The organism is Rhodanobacteraceae bacterium (assembly GCA_024234055.1).
GTDB lineage: Bacteria > Pseudomonadota > Gammaproteobacteria > Xanthomonadales > SZUA-5 > JADKFD01.
Map to the genome: position 1 here is coordinate 47,060 of JACKOW010000006.1, position 18,002 is coordinate 65,061.

Below are 18,002 nucleotides of genomic sequence, written 5' to 3' on the forward strand. Positions count from 1 at the left end.
CAGCATAGGAAATACCGCACCGCTTGCGTCATTTTTTAGCCAAATCGACGCCTGCAGATCATCATCGTTGCAATTTGTCATCGGGGATAAGGAGGTAGGCACCAAGCGTGGGCCGCTGGCGGCCTTCGGCAAGTGATCGTCAGCGCACCCGTCCAGCCGCAGGACACACCGGCCTGGGCGACTAGGAGCTGCAGGAGAGCATCGAACATCCAGCGCGCGATCTGGCCCACTCCGGGCGCCGCGCGGCGTGGTGCTCGCGCCCGGGCTGCAGCGTGTAGGGCTGACGCAGGCTGTCCATCCATTTGTGCAGCACCGACAGATCACCGTTCTCTGCGGCGTCGATGGCCAGCTGCGCCAGATAGTTGCGCGGCACGTACAGCGGGTTGACAGCGTTCATGGCGGCGACCCGGGCGCTGGCGGGCCGGGGGTCGGCGAGACTGCGACGGGCATACCCGCCCAGCCATTGGTTCCAGCGCCCTGCTTCGGCAGCAACCCGATCGGGCTGGTAGAAGGCTGGTGCCAGGGTTTGCAGCTCGGGCGCCGCCAGATCCAGATCAGCGAGGTGGCGAAAGGCCAGCGTCAGATCGATCTCGTGATCGAACATCAAGGCGTGAAATTCGCGCACCAGCGGCAGATCGTCCTGGTCCAGCTGGGTCCAGCCGAAGCGCGCGGCAGTCAGTCGCGCATGCTCGGCACCGAAGACTTCGGCGTAACGCTGCAACCCCTGGTGCAGCGGCGCCTGATCCGGAAACAGACTCACCAGCGCGCCAGCCAGAGCCGACAGATTCCATTGGCCGATCTCCGGCTGGCGCCCAAAGGCATAGCGTCGGCCCTGGAAATCGGTGGTGTTGGGTGTCCAATCGGGGTCATAGGGTTCGAGCCAGCCATAGGGGCCGTAGTCGATGGTCAGGCCGAGGATGGACAGGTTGTCGGTGTTCATGACGCCGTGAACGAAGCCCACCCGCATCCACTGCGCAATCAGTCGCGCGGTGCGTTCGCAGATCTGGATGAACCAGTCCGCGCGCCGCTGATCCGGACTGCCGGTCATCTCCGGATAGTCCCGCGAGATCGTGAAATCGACCAGCCTGGTCAGCAGTTCGGGGTCCTTGCGCGCGGCTGGCAATTCAAAATGGCCGAAACGGAGAAAGGACGGAGCCACGCGGCAGACGATGGCACCGGGTTCGGCCTGCGGATGGCCATCGTAGAACATGTCCCGCACCACCTCATCGCCGCTGCCGATCAGCGACAACGCCCGCGTGGTCGGCACACCCAGGTGGTGCATGGCCTCGGAGCAGACAAACTCGCGCAAGGAGGAGCGCAGCACGGCGCGGCCATCGGCATGGCGGGAATAGGGTGTTGGGCCCGCCCCCTTGAGCTGCAGCTCGTGGCGACCGCCGTCAGCGCCGATGACCTCGCCCAGACTGATGGCCCGGCCGTCCCCAAGTTGCCCGGCCCAGTGCCCGAACTGATGGCCGCCGTAGTTGCTGGCCCAGGGCTGCATGCCCGGCCAGAGACGGTTGCCGGCAAACACTTCGGCGAAATCCGCAGACTCGACCTGCGCTGCGGTCAGTCCGATTGCAGCCGCCACCTCCGGTGACCAGGCCAGCAGGCGCGGTGCCGACACCGGCGTCGTTTGTACCCGCGAATACAGCGCGCCGTGCACCTGACGCGTGCGCGGACTGTCCTCGGGATCACCGGGAAGTTCGGCCAGAAAACGATTGTCGAAGTGCAGATCGGTCAAGCAGGGCTCCGATGCCGGGTCAGGACTGCAAGCTGGGGACGCCGCCAGCTTAGGGCAAGAGTGATGCCCGCGGCGTGAGCTTTCCGGTGGGAGTCCCGGAAGCCCCGTTCGGTGCGCATGTTCGCGAAACAAAGGGCCGGCGATCTCGGGGGCAATATTTCTTGTCCGCAAAGGACGCAAAGGACGCGAAGATTCAAAGGATGTCCGGCTGAACGCGATCCCTGGGGGCACCGCCAGCTGACATTTTCGAGTCGCTCTACTTTGCGTCCTTCGCGTCCTTTGCGGAAAATTTCTTGATCCAGGTGCTTGCGAGATGTTGGGTGCGCGCGGATTCAGTCGCGACCGGTAATCATCGTGACAGGCGCAACAACGATCGCGGACAGAGTCCGCTCCCACAGCGCCAGGCGGCCGCACAGGCTAGAATCCGCCCCTGTTTTTGAATCGGCTCCGCCATGCCCTCCTTTGATGTGGTTTCCGAACTGGACAAGCACGAAGTCCGCAATGCGGTCGACCAGGCCAATCGCGAGCTCGGCAATCGATTCGATTTCCGCGGTACCGGCTGCGCTTTCGAACTCGACGAGTTCGTGGTCACGCTCAAGGCCGAGGGTGAATTCCAGCTCAAGCAGATGCTGGAGATCCTGAAGCCACGGCTGGTGGCGCGCGGCATCGACATCCGCTGCATGGACGTGGCTGATCCGGAATCCAATCTGGCCGCGGCCAGACAGAAGGTGACGCTGAAACAGGGCATCGATCAGAAGAACGCCAAGGACATCATCCGCCAGTTTAAGGACGCCAAGATCAAGGTCGAGGCCCAGATCAACGGCGAGAAGCTGCGTGTCAGCGGCAAGAAGCGTGACGATCTCCAGGCCGCCATCGCCCTGCTGCGCGGCCTGGAGCTGGATCTGCCGCTGCAGTTCGAGAACTTCCGCGATTGAACGCACCGTCCGACACGCTTGAAGTCATTCCCGGTATCCATCTGTCGGAGGACGAGCTGGTCGAGCGTTTCGTGCGCTCGTCCGGCCCCGGTGGTCAGAACGTCAACAAGGTGTCGAGCGCCGTGGAGCTGCGCTTCGACGTCAAGCAGTCGCCCAATCTGCCCGAATGGCTGCGCCTGCGAGTGCTGGCGGCGCGTGATCGACGCCTGACCAACGAGGGTGTGCTGGTGCTGCAGGCGCAGCGTTTCCGCACCCTGGAGCGCAACCGCGTCGATGCCCGCGAGCGCCTGCTGGCGCTGTTGCGCACGCATACGATCGAGCAGAAAAAGCGCATCGCCACCGCACCCACACGCGCTTCCGAGCGTCGTCGCATCGAGGCCAAGAAAGCCCGCGCCAGCACCAAGCAGCTGCGCGGCAAGCGGGGATTCGACGAATGAGCTTCGGATTGACCGGCAAGCTGCTCGAACTCAATCCCTCCGTGCCGCGCATCCGCGGTCAGGGTTGGGCGCGGGCATTGGGACGCGCCCTGGTGGCCTGCAGTTCCTGGCGGGTGGTCGGCGAATTTCCGAAGATTCCGAAACTGGTGGCCATCGCGGCGCCGCACAGCTCCAACTGGGATGGCATCTACGGCATCGCGGCGGCCTACGCGATGGGTGTGCGCGCCACCTGGATGGGCAAGAACAGCCTGTTCCGCTTTGGACTGCGTCCGCTGATGCGCGGCCTCGGTGGTATCGAGACCGACCGCAGCAATCCGCGCGGCGCCGTCGGACAGATGGTCGAACTGTTCCGCAGCAGCGAGCAACTGTGGCTGTTCCTGGCTCCGGAAGGCACCCGCAAGCCGGTCCCGAAATGGCGTACCGGCTTCTGGCATATCGCCCACGAGGCTGGCGTGCCGATCCTGCTGGTACATGTGGATTTTGCCCAGCGCTGCATTGCGGTCGGGCCTCTGTTCCATCCGACCGGCGACAAGGAACGCGATCTGCAGTCCCTTTACGACTACTACCGCCCCTTCAAGGGCAAGGGCGGCAAGAGTGGCTTGCCGACCAGCGAGATCGGCAAGCCCGAATAGCCTCAGGCTGCGAAGCCGCGATCAGGGACAGAGGTAGGCGCGGAAGTGTTGCTCACCGGCCACGGCCTCGGTCTGCGGCTGCAGCGTATTGGCGCCCAGACCCGCAGCCTCGTTGCGCGCCAGCGTTTCCAGCTCGTCAGCCACCTTGATCGAATTGCGCTCAACGCCAACCACGCGATTGGTCACGGTGGTGGTGATGTCGCCCTTGAAAGTGCAGCCGGCCAGGGACTGCTGGGCGCTGACCACCCGCACCTGAGCGCCCGGTTTTTCCAGCTTGACCCAGGTGCAGGCGCCGAGCGTGGCCAGGCCACAGGCAATGACAAGAGACGGAAATTTCATGCGCAGACCCTGTAGTGCGTGATCCCGGCACGTTAGCAGTTTCCGGCGCCGGCGGGCAGCCGGGGGCGGGACTCGGGACTCGGGACTCGGGACTCGGGACTCGGGACTCGGGACTCGGGACTCGGGACTCGGGACTCGGGACTCGGGACTCGGGACTCGGGACTCGGGACTCGGGACTCGGGACTCGGGACTCGGGACTCGGGACTCGGGACTCGGGACTCGGGACTCGGGACAAGCGTGGCCTGCCTTTTCCGACACCCACAACCGACACCCGCTCTTGTGGGTCCAGACTTGTCTGGACGCTCTTGGCGGCGTGATGGAGAAGCGTCCAGACAAGTCTGGACCCACAAGAGCCCGAAGCCCGTAGCCTTTTCCCGTGCCCCGTGCCCCGTGCCCCGTGCCCCTCTAAACCACGCGCGAGAACCGTGCCGGCGCTGCTGCGGCCTGCTTGTCGCCGCTGACATAGGCGTCGAAGGCCATTGCCACCACTCGCAGCAGCATGGCGCCGGCGGCGGTGACCTGGAGCGCGTCTGCGCCCAGTTCGACCAGACCGTCCTGCTCGGCCTGCTGCAGCCGGGTCAGGGCCTGGCGGAAGTAGTCGCGGGTGTCGATGCCGTGCTCCTCGCCGAAACTGGTGTAATCGAGTCGGCCGAAACACATGATCCGGCCGATGGCATCGCGCCGCAGGCGGTCGTCGGCATCGGTGGCCAGCCCGCGCTGGATCGGCAAGCGGCCCTGATCGATGGCATTCAGATAGGGAATTTCGTTCTTTTCATTCTGGGCATAGACCTCGCCGACCTGGCCGATGGCGCTCATGCCGAAGGCCACCAGATCGCAACCGCCGTGGGTGGTGTAGCCCTGAAAATTACGCTGCAGGCTGCCGTCGATCTGTGCCCGCGCCAACTCGTCTTCGGGCAGCGCGAAATGATCCATGCCGATGTGCACATAACCCGCTTGAGCCAAACGGGCGATGGTCAGTTCCAGCAGTGCCATCTTGGTGTCGGCGTCCGGCAGCGTGGCTGGATCCATGACCGCCTGGGATTTGAACAGCTCGGGCAGATGGGCATAGCTGTAGGCGGCAATGCGGTCCGGGCGCAGTGTGACCACGGTGTCCAGCGTGCGCGCGAAGCTGTCGACATTCTGATGCGGCAGCCCGTAGATCAGGTCGAAGTTGATCGAGCGGATGCCAACGCTGCGGGCCTCGCTGACCAGACGCTCGGTTTCCTCCACCGATTGCACCCGGTTGACCGCCAGCTGCACCTGCGGATCGAAGTCCTGCACGCCCAGGCTGATGCGATTGATGCCGAGGTCGAACATGGCCCGCAACGAGGTCGGATCCGCCGTGCGCGGATCGATCTCGATGCCGTAGTCGCGCCCGGCGCCGCGATGCAGGCCGAAGCCGCGGTCGAGCTCGGCAAAGATCAGACCGAGTTCCTCGGGGTTGTAGTAGGTCGGTGTGCCACCGCCGAAGTGCATCTGGTTCACCGGTCGGCTGCGGTCGAAGAGCTCGGCCTGCATGCGAATCTCGCTCAGCAGGCGCTGCAGATAGGCTGCGCCGCGCTCGCGATTGCGGGTGATGATGCGATTGCAGCCGCAGTAGTAGCAGCTCGATCGGCAGTAGGGCACGTGCAGATACAGCGACAACGGTCTGGCGGCGACATTGCTGCGCCTGGCCTCGGCCGCGTAGTCCTCGGCGGCAAAGCCGGCATGGAACTGCGGTGCGGTCGGGTACGAGGTGTAGCGCGGGCCCGGCCGGTCGTAGCGGCGGATCAGTTCGGCATCGAATCGAGTGTCCATGGCGCCAGTCTAGCGGGGCTTTGCCCGCCAGCGCTTGATCGCAGTCAGCAGCAGCGCCCTGCCGCCACCGGAAAACAGTGAACAAGCGCAGCTTCTGGGCGCGCCTTCGAGCCCGGCGCTGATGGCGCGGGTGGGTCCGAGTTATGCTGGGGGTCCGCAGCCACAGAGCGACCGCCCATGGCCAAGCGCCCCTCGCGCCGGCTACCACGCGCTGAGCGCGCATCCGGGATACCGCTGGGACTCAAGATCGTCGGCGCCGTGGTCGGCGCGTTGATCGGCATGCATTTCTACCTGATGCATCAGATCAACCAGTTCGCCGACAGCCTGGTTCGAACGGCCGAAATGGTGTCCAACGCCAGCCATCGTGGCGGCTATTACACCTGGGACGGCAATCTCGGCATACGCCGCCTGCGCTTCGAAAGCCCGGATGGCGGCGCCCTGTTCACTGCAGCCGAGATCGAACTTGACACGCCCGGCTGGTGGTGGGTGCTGCAGCTGGCCAATCCTCTGGAAAGTCGCACGGACCGTCTGCGTCGCGCCTTCAGTGCCTTCGGCGGCAGCGAAGGCAGGAGCGATCTCTTGCCCGCCACCGACCAGCTCTACGTGCGCCTGCGCGGACTGGAGCTGGAGGTGAACACGCTGTTGCCGACCGGCTTGCCCGATATCAGTTTCGCCTCGGCGGCGCCCTTCGAAACCGCCGGATGCAGCAATGTCCGTTATTTCGTGCCACTGAACCTGGAGCGCGATCTCGGCCTGGCCTACAGCCGAACGGATCTGAGCCTGGGATACCGCACGGCAGGCCCCGATCGGGTCGTCGTCGACATGGACCTGAATGCGCCGGGCTCGATGAGTACCCGTTTTGAGATGGACTGGCGCAGCAGCCGCCCGAACCACTTTCTCGACAGCAGCGATGCCAACGACAGACCGCTGACGATGCGCTGGATCCTGGAGGATCAAGGATTCATCGGTGCACGCAATCGCTGGTGTGCCCAGCAGGCCGATATCGATGCCGACGAGTTTCAGCGCCGCCATATCACCACGGTGCGGCGCTTGCTCGAGGTCTTTGGCGTACAGCTGAGCCCGGAGAGCGAGGCCGTGTACTCGGGTTTCGCCGCCAAGGGCGGCAAACTGACCCTGGAGTTGACCCTGCCCGCACCCGCCGACGCCAAACAGTTTGCGGCCTATTCGGCAGCAGAGCGATGGGCTGCCATGGATCCGAAGATCTGGCACAACAACGAGCCCCGCTCAAGCTTCAGCGTGGACCTTGTTCGGGCTCGACCCTTGCCCAAGGCCTATGGCGGTAGCGTCTACGATCTGCTGGCACGTCAGGAGGACAACGCTGCAGCGGCCGCCGGATTTTCACCGATCGCCAGCATAGGCGCCCAACTCAGCCATCTGTCGCAACCGCCGTCCGCTGCTGCGGGACCGCCAGCGGCCGCCGAAGCCAGCGAAAAGCCCAAACCCTTTGCGGCCCGGCCGCCGCCGCCCAAGCCCACGCCCATTGCGCTCGACAGCGCCAGCCTGATCGCCGCCATCGGTGAACGCGTCGCTGTCGAGACCATCGACGGTCGTTCCCGGATCGGCGTGCTCACCGAGGTCGACCCCAAGGTGCTGACCATCCAGATGAATGTCAGCGGCGGCAAGGCCAGCCTGAACTTCACCCGCTCACGCATTCGCGCGGTGACTGCCAATCCGGATGGGCGCTGAGCGCGCCTGTGTCCTGGGTTTTCTTCTCGCCAAGCATGCCGCAAGTATTTGAATCAAAAGATTTTCCGCAAAGGACGCAAAGGTCGCAAAGTGGAGCGACGCCAAGATGTCAGCTGGCGATATCGCCACCGATCGCGCTCAGCCGGCCAAGCTTTGAAATCTTCGCGTCCTTTGCGTCCTTTGCGGACAAAAAACGAAACCCCGAGATCGCCGACAGTTTGCTAGCCATAGTCCAGCGCCCGGGCCTTGCCCCAGAACACGCGGTAGGCGAAGACGCTGTATCCAATGATCGCTGGCAGCGTGATCAAGGTGCCGATCAGGATGATCTTCAGTGATTCGGGCGCGCTGGCGGCATCGAAGATGCTGATGCGGTCGATCACCAGATAGGGGTACAGACTGTAGGCCAGACCGAAGAAGGCCAGCACGAACACGCCCACGGCACAGGCGAAGGGCGCCCAGGACCAGCGATCCAGTCCGCGCTGGTTGGTGCTGGCGCTGTCGTGCTGCAAGCGCCGCAGAAACAGCCAGGCCAGCGCGAACAGCGCCAGCGTGGCCAGCGGAATTGGCGCCAGGGCGATCACTTCCGGCAGCGAAAACCATTTGTCGTAGATGCGCTGGCTGACCACCGGCGTGGCCAATGACACCGCGGCAATGCCGATGGCCGTCAGCAGCAGACTGGTGCGAGCCCAGCGCACCGCCCGGTGCTGCAGCTCGCCCTCGGTCTTCATCAGCAGCCAACCTGATCCAAGCAGCACATAACCGGCGGTCAGGCAGGGGGCGATCAGCAGGGCAAAGGCGTAGCCAGCCAGGCTGTTGTCGAAGCCGACGATGTAATGGCCGAGCATGTAGCCCTGCGACATCGAGGCCAGCAGCGAACCGCCGTAGAAACAGCGATCCCACATCGGCTTTGAGCTCGCCGCAGCCTTGGCCCGAAGCTCGAAGGCGACGCCGCGCAGCATCAGACCGATGAGCATCAGCGTCACCGGCAGATAGAGCGCGCCCAGGATCACGCCATGGGCCTTGGGAAAGGCCACCAGCAACAGGCCCACACCCAGCACCAGCCAGGTCTCATTGGCGTCCCAGAAGGGGCCGATCGACGCGATCATGGTGTCGCGCTGCTCGGGCGTTGCCCGCCGCAGCAACACGCCAACGCCGAGGTCATAGCCGTCCAGCACCACATAGGCCAGCATGGCCACGCCCATCAGGGCCAGAAAGATGATGGGTAGTGCTTCGTTCATGGTCGTGCTTGCTCCAGACATTTCGAGATTCCCTGAGTTTCGGCCTGATCGAGCGGGGGCAGGGGGCAGGGGGCCAGGCATGAGGCATGATCCAACGCTGCGGCGAGGTGGGTCCCGCGGCGCTGGATGGATGCGCAACCAGGCGCATCGCGAGGAGGCGACCTGGAATCTCAGCAATCATCAGTCCTCCTGCGGGTTTCCGAGCGATCAACAAAGGCTGGTGAGGCTGGGGCCCGGTCTTCAAGTACGCCGCATCCTCCGATCGTGCAGCAAGGTCGGTCCCCTGCCCCCTGCCCCCTGCCCCCTGCCCCCTGCCCCCTGCCCCCTGCCCCCTTGTCCGTTCATCGAACCGCCGCACCGCCCAGGCCTGCAGGCACCGTTGCGACCCCGACAGCGCCATCGACAGATGCCGCCCCCGCCTTGCCCGCCAGCAGGAACAGTACCCGCACATAGGCCAGCAGCAGCAGCGCATAGATGCCGAGGTAGAGCAGCAGGCTGCCGCCGATCATCGGCGCCGGCACCGCCGAGGCCGCGTCTGCGGTACGCAGCACACCATGGACCAGCCAGGGCTGGCGGCCGATCTCGGTCACGTACCAGCCTGCCAGCGTGGCCACCCAGCCGGAGAAACTCATCGCCACCAGCGCCCGCAGGGTCCACACCGGCAGCTCGCCGTGATGGCGTCGCCACAGCCAGACGCTGGTCCAGGACAACGCCAGCATCAACAGGCCGACACCGACCATCAGCCTGAAGCCATAGAACAAGGGCGCCACCGGCGGATAGGCACCGACAAATTCGTCCAGACCGCGAATCTCGCCGTCCAGGGAATGGGTCAGGATCAGGCTGCCGAGTTTGGGAATCTCCAGCTCCAGATGGTTGCTGCGGCTGTCCTCGTCAGGAATGGCGAACAGGCGCAGGCCGGCACCGCGCTCGGTTTGCCAGATACCCTCCATCGCCGCAATCTTGGCCGGCTGGTGCTGCAGCGTGTTCAATCCATGCAAATCTCCGGCCAGGATCTGCAGCGGAATCAGCAGCGCCGCCATGACCGTACCGGTGCGCAGCGCATGGCGCACGTCGGCGCCGCGATCACCGCGCAGCCAGCGCCAGGCCGACAGACCGGCAATCAGGAAGGCCACGGTCAGGCCCGAAGCCAGCAGCATGTGCGTCAATCGGTAGGGAAAGGACGGGTTGAAGACGATCGCCGACCAGTCCAGCGCATGGGCCACGCCCTCGCGCATCTCGAATCCCGCCGGCGTCTGCATCCACGAGTTCAGCGCCAGTATCCAGAAGGCCGAGAGCGTGGTGCCAATCGCCACCAGCAGCGTCGCCAGCGTGTGTACGCGGTCCGATACCCGACCGGCGCCGAAGAGCATGACGCCTAGGAAGGCCGCTTCCAGGAAGAAGGCCGTCAGCACCTCATACGCCAGCAGCGGCCCGGCGATATTGCCCACGGTTTCCATGTAGCCGGGCCAGTTGGTGCCGAACTGGAAACTCATGACAATGCCGCTGACCACGCCCATGGCGAAGCTCAGCGCATAGACCTTGACCCACAATCGATAAGCCTGCATCCAGGCCTGATCGCCACTGCGCCGAAAGCGCCACTTGAAATACAGCAGCACCCAGGCCAGAGCGATGGTGATGGTCGGAAACAGGATGTGGAAACTGATGTTGGCCGCAAACTGGATGCGGGCGAGGATCAGGGCGTCCATGGTTCAGCGCCTTTGCTTGCAGAGAGATTCGGGAAAGGATCGGCCGGGGTGGCAGTCTCGGCTCGAGCGCCGCTGAAGCGATCCTTCAGTTCCAGCAGGCGCACCACGGCGCCACCCATCTTCAGCAGCTGCTGCTGGGTGCCGGGCGTGAGCTTGCGCACCTCGGCAAACCAGTCGGTCAACAGTTCGATGAGATCGTGCATCTGGCGCATGCGCGCCTGGGCGTGGCGCTCTTCGGGCGAGCCCGGTGTTTCCAGGATGGCGTCGCGCAGCACGCTCAGCGTGGGCTCGATCTCGCGTCGCTGTCGCTCTTCCGCCAAGGTTCGGAAGATCGCCCAGACGTCCTCGGGGGCCGAATAGTATTCGCGCCGGTCACCCGGCAGGTGCGACAGCCGCACCAATCGCCATGACTCCAGCTCCTTCAGGCCCATCGACACATTCGAGCGCGACACACCCAGCCTGGCTACCAACTCGTCGGCATTCAGCGGCTGCTCGGAGACGAACAACAGGGCATAGATCTGGCCCACGGTGCGGTTGATGCCCCAACGCCCACCCATCTCGCCGAAGTGCAGGACGAAGTTCTGGATCAAGGGCGATAGTTCCATGCTGAACCTTCAGAAATTTCTGAAAACAGAGCATACGCAGGCGCCGTGAGACGGATGTGCAGGATGGATTAACGCCAGATGGACAAATGGTTAGTGCGTGGAATCGGCACATTGACGGCCCATTCAGGCGGGCGTACACAGGAAGTGCCTCTGCCGTAGACCCGCATCGAGGAGATCACCATGAACAATCGAGTCGTTTTCGTTCTGGCCGGCGCAGCGCTGGCCTTGGCCGGATGCGCCAGCACCGGCAGCTATACCACTCAAAGCACGCGCTACGGACCGCCGCCGCTGGAGAACGACATGGCTTATGTCTATGCCGTCGAAACCGCGGCCAAGCGTCAGGGCGTGGATGTGCACTGGGTGCATCCGCCGCGCAAGGTCGCTGAGCCGGACGGCAAGTAACTGGCCCACGCTCGCACCTGATCCGCAGCGACGATTGAGCCGCAATGTCGCGGCCGGTTTCAGCGCCGGTCGGTGGTATCGGTCAGCGCCAGCAGCTGCTGCGCGTGAAAGCGCCGAGCGCCCTCGCCGTCCTCGGTGCCGTCATGCCGGCCGAGATCACTGGCCAGCACAAAGAAGCCGGGCGCCGGCAGGCCGCCGCGGGCTCGGCTGATCACTCGCGCAGCGATGAACGGCCGCCCCTGTGAATGATCCTCGCGCATGGTCCATTCCAGCGCCAGAATCAGGCGGTGGATGGTGTACGGCGGCTTTACGGCAAGTGCCCTCGCCAGCGCCTGGTAAGTCAGGGGTATCGCCGCAGTCGGCAGTGCCGACAGGTATGCCCGCACCCGCGCCGCGAGTGCAGCGGTGTCCTCGGCGGAGATGGATTCGAGTTGGACCGTCATGGACGGATGCTAGCAAGCCGGCACCAGCGGCTTCTGCAGGAACAGCAGCTCGTCGATGCGGCGCGCCAGGTACTCGAAGTAGCGCGCCAGATAGCTGATGCCGTTCTCGCGATCGATGAGGTAGGGATTCATCAGCGTATGCCGCAGGATCACCAGGCGGTCGGCACCCGGGTCATCGGGATTGATGCTGGCCGGGTCCAGACCCAGCTCGGCCAGCACCCGGGCCATATCCTGTTCGCCCAGCATTTCCGGTTGCAGCGTGGTCATCGAGGCGAAGAACTCGTGCACCTGCAGCGGCGTTGCGGGATCGGACTTCAGGCATTGGTACAGGCGCCGCACGAAACGGTTCATCGCGGCAATATCGCGGTTGCCGACCGGGTTCAGCGCCATGCACACCAGATTGCTGTCCGGCGCAAAAGGCACACTCACCCGTACCAGCGCGCTTTCGGATTCGGCAAAACGCCGAAGCGCGGCGACAAAGGCCTCGGTGCTGTGGATGGTCTGTTTCTGCAGCAGCCCGAAATGGGCGTAGTCCAGCGGGAGCACTTGATGGGTCACATAGACCGCCGCCGCCGCCGCACCGGGCTTGGAGCCCTCCGGCACATAGCGACCGAGCGCCCGGTAGCGCTGGAAGAAGTCGCCGGAATCGCTGTCGCTGAACACATAATCGGCCGCCTCGTCGAGCAGACCGATGGCACGGTGATCACGGCAGATGAAGGCGCCGGCACCAAAGGCGATGTAGCCGAGCTTGTGCGGATCGATGGTCACCGAATCGGTCTGCGCCAGCGCCGCGAAGGCCGCATGCACCGCGGGCGCCGGAAAATCGGCGAAGTCGGCGCGCATGTCAGCCAGCCCGCGCAATCCGCCATCCGGCTCGCGGAACAAGGTGCTCAGATAGCCGCCCCAGGCGGCATCGACGTGGACCGCGAAATCCAGGCCCAGCGCCCGGAAGCGTTCGCGCGCAGCCACCAGCCCGTCGATGGGATCGATGGTGCCGAACTCGGTACTGCCCAGTACGCCCACCGCCATCAGCACCGGTTGGCGCTCCGCCAGCGCTCGCTGCAGCATGGCGTCCAGCGCCTCAAGATCGGTGCGCATGCCCGATTCGGGCACCAGATGCAGCGCTTTGCGGCCCAGACCGATCAGCTTCAGACCCTTGCTCCAGGAATAGTGAGCCGTGACCGGCGCCAGCACGATCGGCGGTTTCAGCTGCGGGTGACGTTCGAAGAAGGCGTTCAGACCCAGCGTTTCCAAGCGCTCGGCCTCGATGCGTTTGCGCCACTGCCGCGCCTGCCCCGGCGAAAGGCTGCGCAGCCAGCGATCACAGTCGCCGATCAGCGCGATACGAGCGTCATGGCCGAGGTTGAAGGCCTGCCAGTCGTCGCAGCCGTAATCCAGCGCCGGGACGCCCGCAGCCCGCAGCGCCAATGGCCAGGCCTTCAGCGACAGCGCCAGCCGCAGCGCCTGATAGTTGGCCAGCGTACCGCCACTGGTCAGATGTCCGAAGGCGCAGTCCGGCGCCGCCGGATCGCTGCGATAGCCGAGCATGCGTGCCAGCTGCAGTCCGACCTTGAGCTCCAGATCGATGGTGATCGGCGCCGCCTCCTCGCTGACGTTGTTGGGGTTGTAGGGCAGCGTCAGGATCTGTGCGGCCAGGCCCGGAATCAGCAGATCCGAAACCATGTGGCCGAGATAGCGCGGACTGTGGAAGGGCACCGAGCGCTTCAGCGCCGCTGACAGGCTGTGCAGCTCGCGCCGCAGCCGTGCCTCGAAAGCCATGAACGCCGGCGTTTGCGCCGCGTGCGTGGGAACAGCTGGTGGATCCTCCGGATGGAAGTTGCGCCGCCAGTAGACGTGGTCGCGCAGGAACTCGACCACCAGACGCTCCAGCAGCGCGTCGTTCTCGCCGTAGGGTCCGAGGAAACAGGGGTAAAGGGCCGGGTCGCTCATGGGGCCAATGTTGGGCGCGTTTGGCTCCAGTCACCTTGACCTGGCTCAGGAACGGGAAAGGGGGAAGGGGGCACGGGGCACGGGAAGAGCCATGGGCATTTGTGGGTCCAGACAAGTCTGGACCTACAAAAGCGCCGAGTCGGGTAGCCTTTCCCCGTGCCCCGTGCCCCGTGCCCCGTGCCCCGTGCCCCGTGCCCCGTGCCCCCTGCCCCCTGCCCCCGCCTTCTCCCCCGATCCACCCCGAGCGCACCCCGCTGCCGCTATGCTCCAACGCCCCTGACTGACGGAGCCGGCCGACGCCCATGGCTTTGCCCTCGATCGAATCGCGTATTGCGACTGAAATCAACGCCCACAGCGCCCAGGTGCTGGCGGCCATCCAGTTGCTGGATGAAGGCGCCACCGTGCCCTTCATTGCCCGCTACCGCAAGGAAGTCACCGGCGGGCTGGATGACACCCAGCTGCGTAACCTGGAGGAGCGCCTGGGCTATCTGCGCGAGCTGGAAGAGCGTCGCGAGGCGGTGCTGAGCAGCATCGAGGAGCAGGGCAAGCTCAGCGATGCGCTGCGCGAGGAGATCGTCCACGCCGACACCAAGGCTCGGCTGGAGGATCTCTACCTGCCGTACAAGCCGCGCCGCCGGACCAAGGCGCAGATTGCGCGCGAAGCAGGTCTGGAACCCCTGGCCGACGCGCTGCTGGCCGATCCCACGCTCAGACCCGAACAAGCCGCACTGGACTACGTGAATGCCGAGCAGGGCGTGGCCGATGCCAGCGCCGCGCTCGATGGCGCGCGCGCCATTCTCTCGGAACGCTTCAGCGAAGATCCGGCCCTGGTCGGCGAGCTGCGCGAATGGCTGTACGAGCAGGGCCGGATCCACGCCAAGGTGATTCCCGGCAAGGAAAACGAGGGCGCCAAGTTCCGCGATTACTTCGATTTCGTCGACAGCCTCACCCAGATTCCCTCGCATCGCACGCTGGCGCTGTTCCGCGCCCGTGCCGAGGGTGTGCTCGATCTGGATCTGGAACCGGTGCCAGTCAAGCGCAACGACGCCCGCGGCGGGCAGGACGAGGCCGAGGCCATCGACAATGGCCATCGCCGCGCCGAGGGTCGGGTGGCCCATCGCGCCGGTGTCAGCGATCAGGGCCGACCCGCCGATGCCTGGCTGGTCGAAACCTGCCGCCAGACCTGGCGCTACAAGCTGCATGTGCGGATGACCCTGGATCTGTTCTCGCGCATCCGCGAGCGCGCCGAGGAGGAGGCCATCCGCATCTTCGGCGACAACCTCAAGGACCTGCTGCTGGCGCCGCCGGCTGGCCCGAAGGCCGTGATCGGGCTGGATCCGGGGCTGCGCACCGGGGTCAAGGTGGCGGTGGTGGACGCCACCGGCAAGCTGCTGGCTACCGAGACCATCTATCCGCTGCAGCCGAAGAATCAGCACGAGGCCTCGGCGGCGGTGATCGCTCGACTGGCCGAAACCCATGGCGCGCGCCTGATCGCCATCGGCAACGGCACCGGCTCACGCGAGACCGAGGCCTTTGTCGGCGAGTTGGCGCTGGCCCGGCCCGAGCTGAAGCTGACCCGGATCGTCGTCAGCGAAGCCGGGGCCTCGGTGTACTCGGCCTCGGAGCTGGCCTCGCGAGAATTTCCCGGCATCGACGTGTCTTTGCGCGGCGCGGTGTCGATCGCCCGCCGGCTGCAGGATCCGCTCGCCGAGCTGGTCAAGATCGAGCCCAAGGCGATCGGTGTCGGCCAGTATCAGCATGACGTCAACCAGGTGAAGCTCGGCGCCCGTCTGGACAATATCGTCGAGGACTGCGTCAACGCCGTCGGCGTCGATCTGAATACCGCCTCGGCGCCGCTGTTGGCGCGGGTATCCGGACTGTCGGTCGGCACCGCCGAGTCGGTGGTGCGTTACCGCGACGAACATGGCGCCTTCACCTCCAGGCGCAAGCTGCTGGAAGTGCCGCGTCTGGGCCCCAAGACCTTCGAACAGGCGGCCGGCTTCCTGCGCATCCGTGGCAGCGATGAGCCGCTGGATGCCTCGGCGGTACATCCGGAGGCCTATCCGGTGGTCGACCGCATCGCCCGCCACACCGGGCTGGCCGTGGATCAGCTGATCGGCAATGGCGCGGTGCTCGCCAAACTGGATGCCTCGGCTTTTGTCGATGAACGCTTTGGTCTGCCCACCGTGCAGGACATCCTGCGCGAGCTGGAAAAGCCGGGGCGCGATCCGCGACCGGAATTCAAGACCGCCCAGTTCTCGGCCGATGTGCACAAGATCAGTGATCTGGTACCCGGCATGGTGCTGGAAGGCGTGGTGACCAATGTCGCGGCTTTTGGCGCCTTCATCGATATCGGTGTGCACCAGGATGGACTCGCGCACGTTTCCGAGTTGTCCGATCGTTACATCAAGGATCCGCGCGAGGTGGTCAAGACCGGTCAGATCGTCAAGGTTCGGGTGCTGGAGGTCGATGCGCCGCGCAAGCGCATCGGTCTCAGCCTCAAGCTGAGCGCGCCCAAGGATGCGTCAGCGCCCACCGAGCGCCGCGGGGCACAGCCGGCTGGCCCGAATCGCGGCCAGGATCGCGGCAAGCCGAGGGCAAAGCCTGCAGCCGACACGCAGAAGTCACCGGCGATGGGTACACTCGGCGACTTGTTGAGTGCCGCCATGAAAGGAAAGCGTTGAGTGAGTCAGCGTCGCGCCAGCGCCAGTCGCAAGACCCGCTCCCGGGCGAGCATCCTCGGCGCGCAATACTCGAATGTGGAACGCTTCACGGTGCGCGCGCGGAACTCGCGGGCAAGCTCGCAGTCCAAGCCTGCACTGACGGAAGAGACTCCGATGCGCGCTTTCCGACTCCCGCGGATACTGGCTGGTGACACCGCTGCACCCTTGATGCTGGTGGCAGGCACCCGACTGGAAGCCCTGCGCTTGTTGCCGCTGTTGCGCCTGCTGCGGGCTCAGGGTCGCGGCGACGGTGCCTTGCTGGTCGACACCGGCGAGTCCGGCGCCGAGGTCCGCGAAGCGCTGCGCGAACATGGGCTCGCTCCCGATCTGCGATTGCCCGGTGCCAGCGGTACCAGTGCGGCGGCTTTTGCACTGCTGCGTCTGGCACTGCGTCTGCGTCCGGCGCTGATCGTTGCCGGTGGTGCCTCGCGCAGCGGACTGGCGGCGGCCATCGGCGCTCGCGGGGCCGGCATCGGCAGCGCCCTGATCGCCTCCAGTGCCGACAGTGCGCCGCGTTTGCGCTGGCGCCTGCTGGCTGGTCTGTGCACCTGGTTTTACGTCGGTCAGGAAGCGCCGCCGATGGAGCTTCCGCGCGGTCGCGCGCTGCAGACCGGCGATCCGCTGTTCGATCTGTGCCGGGAACAATGCGAAGCGGTAGCCAGCGGCCCGGAATCCACGCTGCCACGCGCGGTGCTGGCCAGCAGTCTGCCCGCGGCAGACGGCCAACGCCTGGTGGAAACCCTGCTCGCCCGCGATGCCGAACTGCGCGTCGACTGGGTGGCGGCTCCGAGTCTGGGCGAACAGCCGATCGATCAGCGCCTGCGCCGCCTCGGCCAGCTGCCGCACTGGCGCCGGCTGGCCCTGCTGCGCCGCAGTCGCGCCCTGGTCACCGATGATGCCCTGCTGGCGCTGGAAGCCCGCTGGCTGGGTCGTCACGTCTTGTGGATCGGCGCCAGCCCGGCCCCGCGCGGCTGCATCGAGTGCAAGCTTGGCGAGGTTGCCGAGCGCCTGCACCACGCCATCGACCAGACCCTGAGCCCCAAACCCCTGAGCGAGGACGGCCGCGCCGCCGCGCGCCTGGCCGCACACCTGCTCGACCGCATCGACCAACGCGCCTTCGCCGGCCTGCTGACCCGCGTACGGCCGCGCTGATCGTAATCCAGCGGACGTAGGTCACGTTGGCCGCGCAGCGGGCTACGTGGCAGTGGCAGCCCAGGCCAACAGCAGGACGCGAAGGTCACGAAGGAAAAGCAGCAAGGACACGAAGAAGGGCTGTTGAGACAAACAGCTTTCCTTGGCGACCTTTCTGCTTTTCCTTTTGCGTCCTTCGCGTCCCGCTTTTTCTGT

General features: G+C 65.4%; 15 protein-coding genes. 7 read left to right on the top strand and 8 right to left on the bottom strand.

All coding sequences use genetic code 11. The annotated features are described in order from the left end of the window. Nucleotides 1-181 precede the first annotated feature (181 nt). Entirely contained in the window at nt 182-1,741 is a 1,560-nt protein-coding gene (locus tag H7A19_12015; GenBank protein ID MCP5475552.1) for a YdiU family protein, read from the bottom strand. A 452-nt stretch (nt 1,742-2,193) separates the two neighbouring features. Between H7A19_12015 and H7A19_12020 the strand changes: the two genes are divergently transcribed. Genes H7A19_12020 through H7A19_12030 form a run of 3 tightly spaced genes read left to right on the top strand, consistent with a single transcriptional unit; the run spans nt 2,194 to nt 3,745 of the window. Continuing rightward, nucleotides 2,194-2,676, top strand: a complete 483-nt coding sequence (locus tag H7A19_12020; protein ID MCP5475553.1) for a YajQ family cyclic di-GMP-binding protein — start codon at nt 2,194-2,196, stop codon at nt 2,674-2,676. Further along, nucleotides 2,673-3,113: an aminoacyl-tRNA hydrolase gene (arfB, locus tag H7A19_12025; protein MCP5475554.1), complete on the top strand. Its 441-nt coding sequence runs from the start codon at nt 2,673-2,675 to the stop codon at nt 3,111-3,113. Before H7A19_12020 ends, arfB begins: the two co-directional genes overlap by 4 nt. After that, complete coding sequence (locus H7A19_12030) at nt 3,110-3,745, top strand: 1-acyl-sn-glycerol-3-phosphate acyltransferase (GenBank protein MCP5475555.1); 636 nt, start codon at nt 3,110-3,112, stop codon at nt 3,743-3,745. The genes arfB and H7A19_12030 overlap by 4 nt, the downstream gene beginning before the upstream one ends. 21 nt (nt 3,746-3,766) lie before the next feature. Here the strand turns inward: H7A19_12030 and H7A19_12035 are convergent, their stop codons facing one another. After that, a complete protein-coding gene (locus H7A19_12035; protein MCP5475556.1) occupies nt 3,767-4,084 on the bottom strand; it encodes a DUF4156 domain-containing protein in 318 nt (105 codons plus the stop codon). 405 nt (nt 4,085-4,489) lie between these two features. Beyond that, entirely contained in the window at nt 4,490-5,881 is a 1,392-nt protein-coding gene (gene hemN / locus H7A19_12040; protein MCP5475557.1) for an oxygen-independent coproporphyrinogen III oxidase, read from the bottom strand. Nucleotides 5,882-6,058: 177 nt separating this feature from the next. On the opposite strand from hemN, the gene H7A19_12045 reads away from it, so the two are divergent. Further along, nucleotides 6,059-7,588: a hypothetical protein gene (locus H7A19_12045; GenBank protein ID MCP5475558.1), complete on the top strand. Its 1,530-nt coding sequence runs from the start codon at nt 6,059-6,061 to the stop codon at nt 7,586-7,588. A 221-nt stretch (nt 7,589-7,809) separates the two neighbouring features. Here H7A19_12045 and H7A19_12050 read toward each other — a convergent pair whose 3' ends face one another. From H7A19_12050 to H7A19_12060, 3 genes are all read right to left on the bottom strand, one after another. Then, on the bottom strand, nt 7,810-8,847 hold the full coding sequence (locus H7A19_12050; protein MCP5475559.1) for a cytochrome d ubiquinol oxidase subunit II: 1,038 nt from the start codon (nt 8,845-8,847) through the stop codon (nt 7,810-7,812). Nucleotides 8,848-9,167: 320 nt separating this feature from the next. Further along, the gene (locus H7A19_12055) at nt 9,168-10,532 is read right to left on the bottom strand and encodes a cytochrome ubiquinol oxidase subunit I (GenBank protein MCP5475560.1); all 1,365 of its coding nucleotides are present in this window, start codon (nt 10,530-10,532) and stop codon (nt 9,168-9,170) included. Continuing rightward, a complete protein-coding gene (locus tag H7A19_12060; GenBank protein MCP5475561.1) occupies nt 10,520-11,137 on the bottom strand; it encodes a GbsR/MarR family transcriptional regulator in 618 nt (205 codons plus the stop codon). Before H7A19_12060 ends, H7A19_12055 begins: the two co-directional genes overlap by 13 nt. A 180-nt stretch (nt 11,138-11,317) precedes the next feature. On the opposite strand from H7A19_12060, the gene H7A19_12065 reads away from it, so the two are divergent. After that, the gene (locus H7A19_12065; protein MCP5475562.1) at nt 11,318-11,539 is read left to right on the top strand and encodes a hypothetical protein; all 222 of its coding nucleotides are present in this window, start codon (nt 11,318-11,320) and stop codon (nt 11,537-11,539) included. Between the two features lie 59 nt (nt 11,540-11,598). Here the strand turns inward: H7A19_12065 and H7A19_12070 are convergent, their stop codons facing one another. Next, complete coding sequence (locus H7A19_12070; GenBank protein MCP5475563.1) at nt 11,599-11,982, bottom strand: hypothetical protein; 384 nt, start codon at nt 11,980-11,982, stop codon at nt 11,599-11,601. Nucleotides 11,983-11,991: 9 nt separating this feature from the next. After that, nucleotides 11,992-13,932 (bottom strand): pyridoxal-dependent decarboxylase, encoded by a 1,941-nt coding sequence (locus tag H7A19_12075; GenBank protein MCP5475564.1) that lies wholly within the window; start codon nt 13,930-13,932, stop codon nt 11,992-11,994. Nucleotides 13,933-14,234: 302 nt separating this feature from the next. On the opposite strand from H7A19_12075, the gene H7A19_12080 reads away from it, so the two are divergent. Beyond that, a complete protein-coding gene (locus H7A19_12080) occupies nt 14,235-16,616 on the top strand; it encodes an RNA-binding transcriptional accessory protein (protein MCP5475565.1) in 2,382 nt (793 codons plus the stop codon). Continuing rightward, complete coding sequence (locus H7A19_12085) at nt 16,617-17,807, top strand: hypothetical protein (protein ID MCP5475566.1); 1,191 nt, start codon at nt 16,617-16,619, stop codon at nt 17,805-17,807. The last annotated feature ends 195 nt before the right edge of the window (nt 17,808-18,002 follow it).

Coding starts and splice junctions, on each gene's coding strand:
- H7A19_12020 (MCP5475553.1), top strand. CDS start 2,194: ATGCCCTCCTTTGATGTGGTTTCCGAACTGGACAAGCACGAAGTCCGC.
- H7A19_12030 (MCP5475555.1), top strand. CDS start 3,110: ATGAGCTTCGGATTGACCGGCAAGCTGCTCGAACTCAATCCCTCCGTG.
- H7A19_12035 (MCP5475556.1), bottom strand. CDS start 4,084: ATGAAATTTCCGTCTCTTGTCATTGCCTGTGGCCTGGCCACGCTCGGC.
- hemN (MCP5475557.1), bottom strand. CDS start 5,881: ATGGACACTCGATTCGATGCCGAACTGATCCGCCGCTACGACCGGCCG.
- H7A19_12045 (MCP5475558.1), top strand. CDS start 6,059: ATGGCCAAGCGCCCCTCGCGCCGGCTACCACGCGCTGAGCGCGCATCC.
- H7A19_12050 (MCP5475559.1), bottom strand. CDS start 8,847: ATGTCTGGAGCAAGCACGACCATGAACGAAGCACTACCCATCATCTTT.
- H7A19_12055 (MCP5475560.1), bottom strand. CDS start 10,532: ATGGACGCCCTGATCCTCGCCCGCATCCAGTTTGCGGCCAACATCAGT.
- H7A19_12060 (MCP5475561.1), bottom strand. CDS start 11,137: ATGGAACTATCGCCCTTGATCCAGAACTTCGTCCTGCACTTCGGCGAG.
- H7A19_12065 (MCP5475562.1), top strand. CDS start 11,318: ATGAACAATCGAGTCGTTTTCGTTCTGGCCGGCGCAGCGCTGGCCTTG.
- H7A19_12070 (MCP5475563.1), bottom strand. CDS start 11,982: ATGACGGTCCAACTCGAATCCATCTCCGCCGAGGACACCGCTGCACTC.
- H7A19_12075 (MCP5475564.1), bottom strand. CDS start 13,932: ATGAGCGACCCGGCCCTTTACCCCTGTTTCCTCGGACCCTACGGCGAG.
- H7A19_12080 (MCP5475565.1), top strand. CDS start 14,235: ATGGCTTTGCCCTCGATCGAATCGCGTATTGCGACTGAAATCAACGCC.